The following is a 14,978-nucleotide window of genomic DNA, read 5'->3' as shown; positions in this document are numbered from 1 at the left end:
GTCAGGAAGCCTTTTGCTTTGCGGCGAGCACTTGCGCCAGCGGGGCAATGGTGACGCCCGCGGCGATCAGTTCGCTGCGAACCAGGCGGGCAAGTTCGACGGCGCCCGGATTGTCGCCGTGGAGCAGCACCGTGTCGGCATGGACGGCGATGTCGCTGCCGGAGACTGTTTCGATGAGTCCTTCGGTCACCATCCGCACAGTGCGCCGGACAATGACGGAGGGGTCGTGGATCACGGCGCCGGGCCGGCTGCGCGGCACCAGGGTCCCGTCATCCTGGTAGGCGCGGTCCGCGATGCCAACGATGGCCACCCGCAGGCCGCGCTCCGCCGCCGCAGTGGCGAGTTCACCGTCCTGCGCCAGGATGATCAGTTTCGGGTCCACCCGGGCGGCGGCATCCGCTACGGCTCGGGCGTAGTCCGCGCGGGTGGCCACCAGGTTGCCCAGGCGGCCGTGGGGAGCCAGGTGGGAGACGGTACCGCCGTGGTAGGCGGCAAACGCCGACAGGGCACCCAGCTGGTAGATGACATCGTTGCGGACTTCGTCAGCCGTGAGGTCCATGGCCCGGCGGCCGAAGCCGCGAAGATCCGGGAAGCTCGGATGGGCGCCGATGCCGACTCCCGTCCTGACACATTCAGCCACGATGGCGTCCATGATGTCAGGGTCCCCTGCGTGGAAGCCGCAGGCGATGTTGGCGCTGGACACGATGTCCAGGAGGGCGTTGTCGTCGCCGATCGAGTAGGCGCCAAAACCTTCACCAAGATCCGCTACGAGATCAACTGTGGGCATTGCGGGCCTTCCTCTGCTGGTGCTGCGGGTGTAAATCAGTGTGGCATCGGGATTGGAGCCACACAAAGACGAATGCGGTATCACGCTATAGGGAACAGTTATGACCTTTAGAGGCGCTATTGGCGGCCCAAAAAATGCAAGCGGCCCTTATTTCGTGACAACAAGACTGGCTTTTCCAATAAATTGTTTCCCTACTTATGCACAAAATATATGCCGGCATCAAAACCGGCGATGGCTTGGGTCGGGATAGAATGCTCTGGTCATTGGAAAGTCATCTGCAATTAACCTATGCCCGAGACTCGGATCACACAAAGACGTATTGCCTGTCCCGCCATAGCGCCAACGTATGACCCCGCATGCTGTGCCGTCCCCGGCTGGAAAAGAGGAGCGCTATGGACACCCGGAAGCTGGCGTACTTCGTGAAGATCGTCGACTCAGGAAGCATCACGAAGGCGGCCGCCGCCCTCCACGTCGCCCAGCCGGCGCTGAGCCAGCAGGTGTCGGCGCTGGAAACGGACCTGAAGCAGCGGCTCCTGATCCGGAGCAAGCAGGGCGTGGAGCCCACTGCGGCGGGCCATACCCTCTACCGGCATGCCCAGACCATCCTGCGCCAAGTGGAGCAGGCAAGGATCGATGTGGCAGCTTCAGGAGCGGCACCTTCCGGGCGCGTCTCCATAGCAATCGCTCCCTACAGCATGGCCTCAAGCCTTACCCCGCGGATTATCCGCGAAGTAGGGCGGCGCTATCCCGACATCGTGCTGCACCTGACCGAGATTTACGGCGGCGTACTCAGCGAGGCCATCAAGAACGGGCGGCTGGACATGGCCCTCATCTATGAACCGGGGCCCATTCGGGGTGTGCAATTCACCACCCTCATCGTCGAGGACCTGTACCTGGTGGTCAACGCCGCGCGGGAGCTTCCGGTGGACCCCGGGGCCGGCACCATCGCCCTGGAAGCGGCGGCCACGCTGGGCCTGTTCCTGCCAGAACGGATCCACACCCTGCGCCAGGTGGTGGAGGCGGGCTTCGACAGCAGGGGCCTCACGCTGCACCTGGTGGGGGAAGTGGAATCCGTGCCGTCCCTGACCAGGCTGCTGCGCAGCGACCTGGGTGCGACCATCCTGCCCAAGTCGGCCGCGGATGCCCTGTTCCATGAGGAGGACTTCCGGGTCCTCCGGATCACCGGACCTGCACTGCAGTGCAAGATCGCACTGTGCACTCCGGACCACGAACCGCTCTCCGAGGCCGGTTCCGCCGTTCTGCTGGTACTGAAGGAAATGCTCCAGGAAATGCTGCGCAGCAAATACCAGCCGCTTTCCAGCGGAACACCCTCAGCTGGCGCGGATGCATCATAAGCGGGCCTTATCAGGTCACGCCCCATTAGTCTTATCCATAGATTTTGCTGCGTCCTAGGATAAAAGCCATAAAGGTTCGCCAACGGCGTTTACCCGGCACAAATGATTCCCTTGGAGCCCAGCATGAAAAAGATCACCAGCCTGCAATACCGGAAATCCTCGGAACGAAGGATCCAGCTTAAGGCCAGCACCGGTTCGCATTGCCCCACCAATGGATTCTGGCGGGCCGAGGACGGCGCTGCCTCGGATCCGGTGTTTGTCTTCGAGGGCAGCATGATGCCGCCGGGCAAGCGGGGATCCACCATGTGGTACCTGGACGACTGCCAGGTGGGGCCACCTGCGTACCTTCTTCCCGGGATGAACTGAGGTGGCTTGAACCACCGCACCGCCGGCGGCCAAGAGAAGGCCCGGAGTTCCAGAAGGAACGCCGGGCCTCTGTGGTTTAACCCCATCGGCGTGAAGCTACAGCGCGGGCTCCAATTCGGCGTCTTCCACCAGCAGCCCCTTGGCCTTCAGGACCTCAGTCAGCTTGCACAGCTCGATGGTGGTGCCACCCTCCTTGTAGCGGCGGATGAGGTCGTCCTCAGCGTCCACGCGTGCCTGCGACAGCTTGATGACTTCCTCGATCTCATCCTTGCGGACCACCACCACACCGTCGGCATCACCCAGCAGGACATCGCCCGGGTAGACAATTTCGTCGCCGAACACCAGGGGATGGTTGATCGGGCCAATGGTTTCCTTGACGGTCCCCTTGATGCAGACGCTGCCGGAGAACACCGGCAATCCGAGTTCAATCAGGTCCTTGGTGTCGCGGACCCCTGAATCCGTGACCATACCCGCCAGGCCTTTCGCCTTCATGGCGTTGCCCAGCACGTCGCCGAACGTCCCGGCTTCCTCGTACTCTCCGGCTGCCACCAGGACAACGTCGCCCTTCCGGGCGTAGTGGATGGCCACCTGAAGCATCAGGTTGTCCCGCGGTGCACAGACCACTGTGACGGCGGGGCCGCAGAAGGACATGCTGCGGTCAATCGGCTTGATCTTCGAATTCAGGGCACCTTTGCGGCCCTGTGCTTCATGCACTGTTGCAGAGGAGAACTTGGAAAGTCGCTGAACGGCATCTTCGGAAGGCCGGTCGAATTTCGTTTTGACATGGATCATGAGGTGCTCCTGTTTTGTAGAACGCGTGGGCAACGTGGTGGTTTGGGTCAGGCCAGCGCCCTGACGGCCTTTTCGATGGCAGCGATGGAATCCTCGATCACCGGCAGCCCGGTGGCATAGGAAATCCGGAAGTAGGGGCTTAGTCCATACGCCGACCCCTGGATGACGGCAACAGACGCCGCTTCCAGCAAGTACAGCGTGAAGTCCTCGTCGTTGCTGATCTGCCTGCCATCGGGCGTCGTCTTGCCGATGACCCCGGCGCAGTTGACGTACGCGTAAAAGGCGCCTTCCGGCGTCGCGCACTGCAGGCCGTTGACCGCGTTCAGCCCGGACACTGCCGCATCACGCCGCTCGCGGTACACGTCAACACTTTCGCGGACGAATGCTTGGTCTCCGGTGAGTGCTGCGGCGGCAGCTGCCTGGCTGATCGAGGACGGGCAGGAGGACATTTGGGACTGCAGCTTGTTGATGGCAGCCACCAGGGGGGCCGGTCCGCCGGCGTAACCCAGCCGCCATCCGGTCATCGCGTAGGCCTTGGAAACCCCGTTGGTGACCAGCACACGGTCCTTAAGCCCAGGGGCAACGGCCACGAGACCCGTTATGAGCTCTTCGCCGAAGTGGATCCCGTCATAGATCTCATCAGTGAGGACATAAACGCCATGGTGGTCCTTGAGGACGGCGGCCAGGCCTGCCAGTTCTTCGCGGGAATACACCGCTCCTGTGGGATTGGACGGCGTGTTGAGGATGACCCACTTGGTGCGCTCCGTCAGTGCTCCTGCCAGTGCCTCAGGGGTTAGCTTGAAACCGGTGTCCTCACCACAGGAAACGATGACGGGGGTGCCTTCGTTGGCGAGCACCATGTCCGGGTAGGAGACCCAGTACGGCGCGGGAATGACAACCTCGTCTCCCGGATCGAGGGTGGCCATGAACGCGGTGAAGATGACCTGCTTGCCGCCTCCCCCGATGGTGATTTCGCCGGCAGTGTATTGCTGACCGGTTTTGCGGTGCAGCGTCTGCAGGATGGCTTTTTGCAGTTCGGGCGTCCCGGTGACCGATGTGTACTTGGTTTCACCACGGTCGATGGCCGCGACGGCAGCGTCCTTGATGTGCTGGGGCGTGTCGAAATCCGGCTCGCCGACCGTCAGGTCCAGGATCCGGCGGCCCTCGGCCTTGAGCTCCCGGACACGGGCCGCCGCGGCAACGCTGGGTGAGGATTTGATACGGGTTACGCGTGATGCGGGCACGAATTCAGGCATGGTGTCTTCCAGGCTTCCGGTACGGATGAGGGTGGTTCATTCGAGACTAGGGAAGGAGCTTGCCCCTTGGATAAGACCTAAAGTGCGTGGACAGATAAGCAGCCCTTATGACGGAGCACATAGAACTTTCGCCTATTGCTCCACGCACTTTTGGTATTGCCCTCCCGGCTTGCCTGAGGCGTAGCCTGCAGGGTGGATAACTGACCTCATGAAGGCACACCGCCGGCCCCCGCGGAGCCTCCAAGGCCGACGGGCCGGCCCGCAGGAGGGGTACGCCTGCCGGCGGGAAGCCGCGCGGGCAGTGAAACACCAATGGAGACAAGGAGCAGAGGTGCCTGGCAGAGAAATTCACGTTCGGATACCTCCGCGTTCAGCCAGCACCGGGACGGGCGCGGTCGGCGCGGCAGCGTACCGGTACCGCGGCGTCCCGAAGCCGGACCCCGCCACGGCCCGGGCCCAACAAGCCCTGGCCATGCTGGCCCAGCTGAGGACGACCCTGGCACTTCGGTCCAGCAGGGTACGTGCCCTCACCGCCGAGTTGGGTGATTGCCTTGCCCAGGCCGTGTGCGATGGCGTGAAGGTTGCCGCTGTCGCGAAGGCCGCCGGACAGCCGGCAGCCAGTATCCGGTCTGCCACACTGGCACGCGGGGAGCTGTACCCGTCCGGCCAAACCCGAAGCGGGCATCTTCACCTCATTGCGGGATTGGCTTCGGAGCTGGCGGCAGCAGAAGGCGCCCGGAGTGACGCGGAAGAACAACGAACGCAGGTACTGGCCCTGGCCAGGAAGTCCCGGCTCCTTGACGACTACCAACTTGCCGGGGCAAGCGGCCTCAAGTCCGACGAAATCCGCAAAATGACCAGGGGGCGTCGGCTTGCGTGTGGCTCAGCCCAGTAATCGTCCCGCCTGATCCCCTGCCGGCGGCCTTACGCTCTGCCATCCCCGTTCCAAGGCGAGCTTCCTGTTGTCCCAGGTCCCCGGTTCTTCTACTCCAAGCCATAACAAATCGCTATGTAGGTACATAAAAGCGGACTTTGTGTGACCCACACCGCAAACGTTAACTTGATGTTTGAGGCCGGTCCGCAAAGCCGTAAACACGATTTGCGAGAGAGCTCACAGCAGGACCAACAGGACATTCCACTCAAGATCTCTTTCCGAGAGCCCAGGTTTAGCGGCAACCGGTGTTCACCCATCACCCACGGAGACGAAATGACAGAAACCACACTTCCCAGGAAGACCCCGGTCAAGGCCGCAATCGCGGCCTGGATCGGTACGACGTTGGAGTACTACGACTTCGCGGTGTACGGCACCTCGTCGGCGTTGGTTCTGAACGTGCTCTTCTTTTCACCCGAGCTTCCCCAGGGCCTCAGCGTACTGCTCGCCATGATCACCTTCGCGGTCGGCTACGCGGTGCGCCCCCTCGGCTCCCTCATCCTGGGGCCGCTGGGCGATCGTCGCGGCCGCAAGTTCGTCATGATGATCACACTGTTCGGCATCGGCGGCTGCACCTTCCTGATCGGGTGCCTGCCCACATACGCCCAAATCGGTCCTCTTGCTCCAGTCTTGCTCGTGCTGATCCGCGTCATCCAGGGACTGTGCCTTTCCGGTGAGCAGCCCAGTGCCATCACCATGAGCCTGGAGCATGCTTCCGAAGGCCGGCGCGGGTTCCTCGCGAGCTTCACCACCTTGGGTTCCTCCTCCGGCACGCTGCTTACCCTGTTGGTCTTCATCCCGATCGCCGCCATGCCCTCGGAGCAGTTGCTGAGCTGGGGTTGGCGGCTGCCGTTCTGGGCCTCCGCCCTCGTCGTCGTCGCTGCCTACCTGATCCGCCGCCACATCGAGGAGCCGCCGGAGTTCGTAAAGGCCCAGGCCGCCAAGGTGAACGCGGCTCCCCTCCGGCATCTTCTGCGCTTCCACTGGCGTGCTGTGCTGCGGATCGTGTTCTGTGCCCTCATCGCGGGCACCAGCTACATGATGCAGACCTTCTCGGTGGCGTTCGGTACCGCCGGATACAAGCTGGATAAGCCGACCATGCTCCTGACGACTACCGTCTCGGCCGTGATCGCGCTCGGCATCACACCCCTGGCTGGATTCCTTGTGGACAAGATCGGCCGCAAGGCAATGTTCCTCATCGCAACGGGCGGCGTGGGCGTCACGATGGCGCCTTATCTGTGGTCAATCACGACCGGCAACTGGTCGCTGATCTTCCTGTTTGGCATCATCAACTACTCCCTTTTCTACTCGATGGTGAACGCGTCCTGGCCGTCATTCTTCGCAGAGATGTTCCCCGGCCGGCTGCGCGTCTCCGGACTCGCCCTTGGGACCCAGGTCGGCTTTGCCATCTCGGGCGTCATCGGCCCCGTTCTCTCGACAGCACTCGCTGGCCCCGATCTGAAAGATTGGGTCGGACCGTCCATGGTGGCGCTCGGGTTCATGGTCCTGGCAGGAGCCTCAGCCCTCACCGCCAAGGAGACCAAAAAGTACACCCTCCAGGAGCTCGACGAGGTGCAGCAGAGCGAACGGGAAACGTCCGTCCTCACGGCCGCGGCCATGTCCCCAACCTCAGCTGCCCGCGGCCTCGCCGGTTAGACCGAAAAGCAGGATGACGGGATATCTCCCTTGAGATGATCACGGACTCGCTGTACGTCCCACAACGTTGATTCCGTTGTGAACAAGTGAAGACCTCTTAGTGACGGCACCAACAGCCAACCACTAAGAGGTCTTCCTGTTGCCAGGGCCGCCGCACCACCAATACCCGCGTACCCTGGTTCCGGTCCGGAAGACCCTGGCCAGCCGCCCCGAACAGGTGCTGGGATAGTGTCGTCCGCTGCTGGCGATGTGGAGGCGATGGCATGGCACGGCTGGACGGGCGTATTGCGTTGGTGACCGGTGCCACCGGTGGGATAGGGCGGGCAGTAGCTGCCGGCCTCGCCCGCGAAGGTGCAACGGTGGTGGTCGTGGGCCGGAGTGTGGCGCGGGCCCAGGCGGTGATGGCGGATATCCGCACCCACGTTCCGGGAGCGGACCTTGAGCCACTCGCCTGTGACCTGTCACTGCAGTCTTCGATTCGCTCTGCCGTGGACCAGTTCCGCTCCCGTCACGGCAGGCTGGATGTGCTGGTGAACGCGGCCGGCGTGTTCCGCAAAGAACGCCACGAAACTGCCGAAGGGCTGGAACTCACCTTCGCCACGAACGTGATGTCCTACTACCTGGTCACCGGGCTCCTGCTGGACGACCTCAGGAAGGAAGCGTCCGCCGCGCTGCCGTCACGCGTCATCAATATTGCGTCCAAGTACGGTAACGTCCGGATCCCCTTCGATGACCTGCAGACAGCGACGGGGAAATACAGCTTCCTGCGTTCCACGCCGCCCACCATGCTGGGCCGGGTCCTCCTGACCCAGGAATTCGCCGCCAGGCTGCGTGGAACTGGGGTGGTGGTCAACGCCGTCCATCCCGGACTGGTGAAGAACACGGGGCTGTTACAGGACGTGGGCGGCCCGTTCCGGTGGATCACGAACACCTTGGGAAAGTCGGCAGAGAAAGCTGCCGACACGCCCCTCTGGCTGGCAACCTCGCCCGAAACGGCGGGGCTGACCGGCAAGCTGTGGGCAGGCCGGAAGGAGCTTCCCACCCCCGGCATGGGTTCTGACCCGGAGGCGCGGCGGCGGTTGTGGGACGCCTGTGCCGGGCTGGCAGGGAACGACTTCCGGTGACCAACGCCGTTCGCGCCCGCCTCAGGGGGCCGGATGCCGGGGCACGGGAATTAGTTGCGCCCATCCGGCGTTGTCGATCTGTTCAGAACAATCTGGACAACTAAAGCTCGACAGGAGAAAACACCACATGTCAGTTGACTACGACGCTCCGCGGGTGGCTCCCGAGGAGGAGCCGAATGTCGCCCTGGAGGAGCTGAAGTCCGATAAGTCCGGCCGCCGGGAGGCCGCTCCCGACATGGATGAAACGGACCTCGCGGATAGCTTTGAGCTGCCCGGCGCCGATCTCTCCAACGAGGAACTCCTCATCCAGGTGGTTCCGGTGCAGGCCGACGAATTCACGTGCATGTCCTGCTTCCTGGTGCACCACCGCAGCCAGTTGGCCCGTGAGAAGGACGGCAAGAAGTACTGCAAGGAATGTGAAGGCTAGCAGGGGGACAATGGCGGCCAGGTTTGGATTTCAACTAATGGAATCCGGGCTCGTGGCCCGGGCGTGGGACGGCCATGCTGGAACTCACGCTCCGGCAAGGCCGGCCGACTGGAAAGAAGGAAACCATGTCCCTCAGCGTTGAGGAAATGAACAAGCAGCTCCCGGTGGCCAATGCGCTGCCCGGCGAGGCAGTCCCGTATTACATGGCGTCGGGCGAAGGCGCGCGCTACGAGATCAACGGCCAGTTGGTCACGGTCATTGCCCGCGCCGCCGACACCGGGGGCATCTTCAGCGCTGCCTACATCTCCGGCGGCATGGGAGCCGAATCCCCGTTCGTCAGCCACAAGGTGGAGCACAAGACGCTCTACGTTTTCGACGGGATCCTGCACGTCTGGCTGCCGGGCGAGAGCCGCATCCTGGCCCCGGGCGATTCGGTGGTCATCCCGCCCAACACCCCGCACGCCTACCGGATGGCCAGCCACTACACCCGCCTCCTGAACTGGATGACCCCTGGCGGCGGCGAGGCTTACTACGAGCGGGTGGGCACACCCATCGATTCGCACGTCCCGCCGGTGCGCGCCGGCCACAACGCCAGCCTGCAGGAGCAGGCTGAGGTGGGCGCCGAGTTCGGCATCACGTTCCCCGACGTTGAGCGTGTGGCGCCGTCGTTCAAGCACGACGCCGGGCTGCCGCCCACACAGAGCCCGTACTTCCTCAGCGCCGGAGAGGGTGAGCGCATGGTCAGCTACCAGACCATGTTCACCTACCTGTCCCGGCCCGCCAACACCGGCTCCAACTACTTCGCCGTGCACACCAAGGGCGCCAAATCCCCCTACATTCCGCTGCACTTCCACTCGCAGCACACGGAGAACTTCCTCTGCACCGAGGGCCGGATGTGGCTCTACGCCAACGGCCGGGAGATGCTCCTGACCAAGGGCGACTTTGTGCATGCCCCCGCCGGAACCGTCCACTCGTTCGCGCTCGATGCCCACAACACCCAGATGGTGGGTTTCCTGACGCCGTCGGTGTTCAACGGGTTCTTTGAGTACTTCAACAAGCCCACGGAGGACTACATGTACACAGAGGGCGGCGAACCGTACATGGACATGGAGGGCTTCGGCCGTGCCCAGGCCGAGATGGACCTGACCGTCGTCGGCCCTCCGCCGCAGCGCCGCGCGGCCCTGGACATCCCCTAACCCCACCCAATACGTAAGGCCCGGACTTCCGAGAGGAAATCCGGGCCTTACGTATTTGTGGGAGGGTGGGTCAGGGGGTGGCTTGCCTGACGAGTTCGCGGCCATAGTCGTTGCCGTTGGGGGTGCGGACCACGGTGTGCATGTGGAACGGGGCGGGCTCATCGTTGCTGAGGAACACGCCGGTGTGGTGGTCCAGTTCCAGCACCACCACCGGGCTCTGCACCCGGAAGTAGAAGGCCTCCTCCCCCTCCCAGCCGCCGATCCAGCTGAAGAACGTCTCTGAATAGTGTTCCTGGATCTCCCGGCGCCGCGCGGCCCGTGGACCGTCGGGCAGGTAGGCGATGAAGTCCTCCACCACCGCGTCCAGCAAGTCACGGGCCCCGGCCGGCAGTTCCGCCACCCGGATGCCCTCGTACGGAATCACCCGGTTGTCCTGGAAACAGCCACCCAGGTGCCGTTCGTCGCCCGGGTGGAGGCGGCCTTCGGGCATGGCAGGATCCACCATCTCCGCGTAAACAACAGCACGGTCCCGCAGGTCCACAGGCAGGGCGGCCATCAGCTGCCGGGCCAGGGTGATGCGCTCCTTGAACACTATGACGCCCTTATGCGGGCCGGCGTCGATCATGTCCGGCTCTGCGCCCATGAACACCGGCGAGATCACCAGCTGCGTCCCGGCCACCAGGCAGTTCAGCGCCGCGTGGTGGCCGAAGAGCTGCCACCCCCACGGCGCCGTCTCGGACGGCTCCCCATACAGGGCGAAGTTGTAGCTGAACTCGTTCATGAGCAGCGGCAGCTCCACCAGGTCACCCAGGAACCCGTTGATGCGCATCAGGTTCCGCACCAGCTCAAACCCGGAAGCGCTCAGGCTTGCTTCCACCACGCCCAGGGCGGCGTCGCGGACCGGTGGTTCCAGCTCGTCCAGCCGCAGCCCGGTGTCGTGCTGCATGAACTCGGGGTTGGCCCAGCTCTGCCACTCCGGCGCGTCCACGGCGTAGCGAAGCCTTCCGGCCTGGTCCGCGGTGGCGGCGCCAAGCAGCTTCCGCGCCGCAGCCACCATGTCCGCGGTGGGTGCTTCCTCCCCGGGGCGGGCAGGCACCAGCGGATAGAGGGCCTCCCGGCGGACGCCGTCGCTGGTGATGCCCGTGAACGGCTGCGGGTAGAGCTTCCGCCAGCCTACGATCATTGGCCCGGCGAACACATCGGCTTTGGCCGCTTCGGCGTATTCGCGGGCAGCCAGCCCCCGGATGTCCGCTACGCGGGGATGGTCCGGGGCAAAGAGGAAATCACGGAATGACGGCGTCGACACGGGCGCTCCTGGTTTCGATGGAAGGTGCAGATTCTTCGGGACGTGCGGGCGGGAAAGCCGGCGCCCAGCCCGCGGCGACGGAGAGCGCGGCGGCGGCCTCTACCGGGGAGTTGCCGCGCCAGGCCACGTGCTGGTCGGGACGGACCAGCACGGCGGCGGCACCCCACAGCTGGGACAGGGGGGTTCCGTCCTCGGAAGGCCCGACGGCGGCGACGGTCACCGGGATGCCGTGCCGGGCACCGGCGGCCAGGACCGGCCCGAAAACTCCGCCCGCGTCCAGCCCGCCCAGCGATCCGGCATCGGCCAGCAAAGTGAAGCCCGCACCAAGGGCGCTGTACAGGGAACGGGAATCTGCCAGCCAGGCGTGCGGCAGCAGGGCCCCCGGAGCAGCGGACGGAACGTAGCGGATGGGGTCCTCGTCGGGGAGGGCTGAACCGTCCGGCACCACGACGGGTGAGCCGCCGTAGTCGTAGCCCAGCACCAGGCCCAGGGAATCGAACTCGCTCTGCTTCACGGCGAGTGCCCGGTGCGCAGCCCGGCGGGCCGCTTCCCCGGCAGGGCCGGCCGCAACGAGCTCCGGGTCTGCGAAGTGGTAGGCCAGGGCCTTGCCGTTGGTGGCGGCGTCGCGGATGGTGCGCGCAGCCACGGGGCGGCGTTCTGTCCCATAGCTGGCAAGCAGTCCGGGTCGGGCCCAGCCGTTGACGGTGGCGGCGAGCTTCCAGGCCAGGTTGGCGGCGTCGCCGATGCAGGTGTTGAACCCGTGGCCTCCCCAGGGCGGGTTGAGGTGGGCGGCGTCCCCCACCAGGAAGACGTTGCCGCGGCTGTATTCGGGCGCGAGCAGCATCCGGGCCGTCCAGGGGTCGGTGGCCACCACCTCGATGTCCACGGCCGGCCCCACCAGGGAGCGGACCATGGCGGCTGCCTCCCCCGCGGTGGGGTTGACGGACGGATCCACGCCCTGGACGATCGCCCACCACATGCCGTCACGGTCCATGGGTCCCACCATGCCGGCGGTCTCCGAGCCCACTACCCAGTACTGCACGGCCGGGGCCAAGGACACAGCGGACGCCAAGGACGCCGAGCGGAAGAGGATGCTGATGTTGGACAGCTCGGCGGAGCCGCCTTCCAGCCGCAGCCCCAGGCTGCGCCGCACGGCGGAGGATCCGCCGTCGGCCCCGATGACGTACTCCGCGGCGGTGGTGCGTTCGGCCCCGTCAGGATCCCGGACGACGACGGCGCAGGGTTCCGTGGCTGCCCCGCTTTCCGGGACGCTGACGCCAGTGACGGTCCAGCCGGCCAGGAACGTCACCAGCGGGTGGCTTTCGACGGCGGCCCGGAGCACCTGCTCGAGGACGGGCTGGGGCACCTGCTGGCCGCACTCCGGCTGCGGCCCGTACCGGCCTGGAACCAGTTGGAAGGCGTTGCGGAACCGCCGCAGCTCATGGGCGGAAGGGCCGGTGAGGCCGGTGCAGAAGATGACGTCCTGTGCGTACTCCACCGGCAGCGGCGCCGCGTCCCGGAGGACCTCGGCGAGGCCCAGCCGGCGCAGGTGCGTCATGGTGCGGGCATTGGTGGTCTTGGCACGCGGCCGGGTGTGGTCCAGCGCTGTCCGCGGTTCGATGACGGTACTGGGCACCCCCCGGGAGGCGAGGTCCAGGGCGAGGAAGAGTCCGCTGGGTCCTCCGCCGGCAACCAGGACGTGCACCTCCGACGGCAGGTCCGCGGCGGTATGGAAGCCGTTCATCAGGCACGGCTCCGCAGGGAGATGTCGCCCACCGGCGTGGTCAGGGTGCCGAGCTTCTCGATCTCCACTTCCACGGTGTCGCCGGGCTGGAGGAGCCACTGCGGGGTACGGGCGTAGCCCACGCCTTCGGGGGTGCCCGTGGCGATGACGTCGCCCGGGTGCAGGGTGAAGGTTTGGCTGATGAGCGAGATGATGGCCGGGACGGAGAAGATCATGTCCCGGGTGTTTCCGTTCTGGGCTTCGATCCCATTGACGCGGGTGCGGACCTGGAGCCCGTCGCGCAGGTCGCCCACTTCGTCGCGGCTCACCACGGGACCCAGGGGGCCGCTGAAATCGCCGTTCTTGCCCAGGGTCCACTGCGACGTGAGCTTCTGGGCCCTGCGGGAAGTGATGTCGTTGAACGTGGAGTAGCCAAAGACGGCATCGGCAGCGGTGTCCTCGCCGGCGGACTCCACGCGGTGGCCGATGTAAGCGGCAACTTCGCCTTCCCAGTCCAGCCCTGCCTCGCCCGCCGGGACCGGGACCGGGACGTTGCCCACGGACAGGGAGGCTGTCCAGCGCGCGAACAGCGTGGGGTAGGGCGGGAGTTCCTGGTCCTTGAAGCTGCCCTCGGCTGCGTGCGCCTTGTAGTTCAGCCCCACGCAGATCACCCGCGCGGAGGCCGGGACCAGCGGGACTTCGGTGACGCTGCCGCGCTCCAGCCAGCCGTCGTCGTCGGAGGCTCCAGCATGTGCAGCGCCGGCAACCAGGGCTGCGGCCTTGTCCTGCCAGCCCTCGGCGTCGGCCCAGAATTCGTCGACCGATGTGAGCGGGAGGACGCGGGAGCCGGCGAGCGCCGCTGCCCAGGGTCCGCCGTGGTGGGTGATGCCGATGAACTGCATGGGAGGCCTTTCGGTCTGGTCCGGGGTGCGCGTATTGCCCCCGCATGGTGGTGGGAAATCAGTGCTGTTCCGACTGGCGGCGGAGGAAATCGATGGTGGCGGCAATGGCCCGTTCCGCGGCGCCGCTGTTGCCGTCCGGGCTGGCCCACATGTGGTCCGCACCATCCAGCAGGAGGAGTTCGACGGCGTTGCCCGCGCCTTCGAGCGCCGCGGCCAGCGAGGTGGACTGCTCCACGGGGACGAAGCGGTCCGCCGTTCCATGGATGAGGAGGAAGGGCGGGGCGCCTGCGTGGACGTAGCCGAGGGGGCTTGCGGCCCTGGCCTTGTCCGGGGCGTCGGCGGGCTGCGCGCCGATCAGCAGTGCTTCGCGGGAACCGGGGTCATCCGCCCGGGCTACGGCGTCCGGCCGTGCCTGTCCCCCCATCTGGAGCAGGTCAGTGGGCGGGTACCAGGCCACGACGCCGGCAACTGAGTCGTCACCGTCCGGCCCGTCGTTGCCGCCCCGGCCTGGAAAGTCCGGGGCCCCCGCGGTCAGGCCCACGAGGGCGGCGAGGTGGCCGCCGGCCGAGTCTCCCCAGGCGTAGATGCGGTGTGGGTCCACGCCGTATTCGGCCGCGTGGCTGCGGAGCCAGCGGACGGCCGCCTTGGCGTCCTCCAGCTGGGCAGGAAACGTGGCACCCGTGCTGAGGCGATAGTCGGCAGAGGCCACCACGAACCCGGCATCTGCCAGCTGCCCGATGGGGCTGAGCCCTAAACCGTCAACAGCGGGGCCCAGCGAAGACCGCTCCCCCGTCCGCCAACCGCCGCCGTGGAAGTGGACCACCGCCGGCCGGCCGCCCGGGTGCGTTTCTCCTGTGGGAAGGTAGAGGTCCAGCAGCAGCGGCTCCGCGTTCTGTGGCCGGGCAAACTCGATCCCCTTGAGGATCTGCCGTCCCGTCATCGTTGACTCCATGTGTGGCGCGCCGTTTCTGTGCTGTGTTGGCCGGACTGCTGAATGGGCTGGGCGGGCCCGCAACGGGACCCGCATCCATGGATTCAACTCTGTGGCATGGGCAGGGATGCACGCGCTGGCAGTTTCACTGATTGAAACTGGTTCGCCCGGAACAGGGCGCTGGGAAGATCCGGGTGCGCCGGCGGTTGCACGGGCAGGCGGCCCG

14 protein-coding genes are annotated in these 14,978 nt (G+C 65.6%); 7 read left to right on the top strand and 7 right to left on the bottom strand.

The features are described 5' to 3' along the window. Position 1: 1 nt before the first annotated feature. Positions 2-787 carry a 5-oxoprolinase subunit PxpA gene (locus PV772_RS13410; RefSeq protein ID WP_347886465.1) on the bottom strand — a complete coding sequence of 262 codons (786 nt, stop codon included), beginning with the start codon at positions 785-787 and terminating at the stop codon, positions 2-4. A gap of 392 nt (positions 788-1,179) precedes the next feature. Here PV772_RS13410 and nac point away from each other — a divergent pair, with 392 nt between their 5' ends. Both nac and PV772_RS13400 read left to right on the top strand, forming a co-directional pair. Next, positions 1,180-2,142, top strand: coding sequence for a nitrogen assimilation transcriptional regulator NAC (gene nac, locus PV772_RS13405; protein WP_347886464.1), 963 nt, complete (start codon positions 1,180-1,182; stop codon positions 2,140-2,142). Positions 2,143-2,265: 123 nt separating this feature from the next. Further along, positions 2,266-2,508: a hypothetical protein gene (locus PV772_RS13400; RefSeq protein ID WP_141183090.1), complete on the top strand. Its 243-nt coding sequence runs from the start codon at positions 2,266-2,268 to the stop codon at positions 2,506-2,508. A gap of 96 nt (positions 2,509-2,604) precedes the next feature. Here the strand turns inward: PV772_RS13400 and PV772_RS13395 are convergent, their stop codons facing one another. Next, positions 2,605-3,300, bottom strand: a complete 696-nt coding sequence (locus PV772_RS13395) for a 4-carboxy-4-hydroxy-2-oxoadipate aldolase/oxaloacetate decarboxylase (protein ID WP_141183089.1) — start codon at positions 3,298-3,300, stop codon at positions 2,605-2,607. A 47-nt stretch (positions 3,301-3,347) separates the two neighbouring features. After that, positions 3,348-4,556, bottom strand: coding sequence for an aspartate transaminase (locus tag PV772_RS13390; protein WP_347886463.1), 1,209 nt, complete (start codon positions 4,554-4,556; stop codon positions 3,348-3,350). 331 nt (positions 4,557-4,887) lie between these two features. On the opposite strand from PV772_RS13390, the gene PV772_RS13385 reads away from it, so the two are divergent. The 5 genes from PV772_RS13385 (at position 4,888) to PV772_RS13365 (ending at position 9,890) form a co-directional block, all read left to right on the top strand. After that, positions 4,888-5,451, top strand: coding sequence for a hypothetical protein (locus PV772_RS13385; protein ID WP_347886462.1), 564 nt, complete (start codon positions 4,888-4,890; stop codon positions 5,449-5,451). 312 nt (positions 5,452-5,763) lie between these two features. Beyond that, positions 5,764-7,143 (top strand): MFS transporter, encoded by a 1,380-nt coding sequence (locus PV772_RS13380; RefSeq protein ID WP_347886461.1) that lies wholly within the window; start codon positions 5,764-5,766, stop codon positions 7,141-7,143. Between the two features lie 263 nt (positions 7,144-7,406). Further along, on the top strand, positions 7,407-8,267 hold the full coding sequence (locus tag PV772_RS13375; RefSeq protein ID WP_141183087.1) for an SDR family NAD(P)-dependent oxidoreductase: 861 nt from the start codon (positions 7,407-7,409) through the stop codon (positions 8,265-8,267). A gap of 127 nt (positions 8,268-8,394) precedes the next feature. Then, complete coding sequence (locus PV772_RS13370) at positions 8,395-8,694, top strand: DUF4193 domain-containing protein (protein WP_141158469.1); 300 nt, start codon at positions 8,395-8,397, stop codon at positions 8,692-8,694. A gap of 125 nt (positions 8,695-8,819) precedes the next feature. Next, positions 8,820-9,890, top strand: coding sequence for a quercetin 2,3-dioxygenase (locus tag PV772_RS13365; protein WP_347886460.1), 1,071 nt, complete (start codon positions 8,820-8,822; stop codon positions 9,888-9,890). Positions 9,891-9,960: 70 nt separating this feature from the next. Here PV772_RS13365 and PV772_RS13360 read toward each other — a convergent pair whose 3' ends face one another. The 4 genes from PV772_RS13360 to PV772_RS13345 are packed head-to-tail and all read right to left on the bottom strand — an operon-like array spanning position 9,961 to position 14,848. After that, entirely contained in the window at positions 9,961-11,196 is a 1,236-nt protein-coding gene (locus tag PV772_RS13360) for a DUF3500 domain-containing protein (protein WP_347886459.1), read from the bottom strand. Further along, on the bottom strand, positions 11,174-12,940 hold the full coding sequence (locus PV772_RS13355) for an FAD-dependent monooxygenase (protein ID WP_347886458.1): 1,767 nt from the start codon (positions 12,938-12,940) through the stop codon (positions 11,174-11,176). Before PV772_RS13355 ends, PV772_RS13360 begins: the two co-directional genes overlap by 23 nt. Then, entirely contained in the window at positions 12,940-13,821 is an 882-nt protein-coding gene (locus tag PV772_RS13350; RefSeq protein WP_347886457.1) for a fumarylacetoacetate hydrolase family protein, read from the bottom strand. Before PV772_RS13350 ends, PV772_RS13355 begins: the two co-directional genes overlap by 1 nt. Before the next feature lie 58 nt (positions 13,822-13,879). After that, the gene (locus PV772_RS13345) at positions 13,880-14,848 is read right to left on the bottom strand and encodes an alpha/beta hydrolase (protein ID WP_347886456.1); all 969 of its coding nucleotides are present in this window, start codon (positions 14,846-14,848) and stop codon (positions 13,880-13,882) included. Positions 14,849-14,978: the final 130 nt, after the last annotated feature.

The organism is Pseudarthrobacter sp. CC12, from assembly GCF_039907755.1.
Taxonomy (GTDB): domain Bacteria; phylum Actinomycetota; class Actinomycetes; order Actinomycetales; family Micrococcaceae; genus Arthrobacter; species Arthrobacter niigatensis.
Note: the sequence above shows the minus strand (reverse complement) of the source record. Positions and strands in the feature narration are given on the sequence as shown.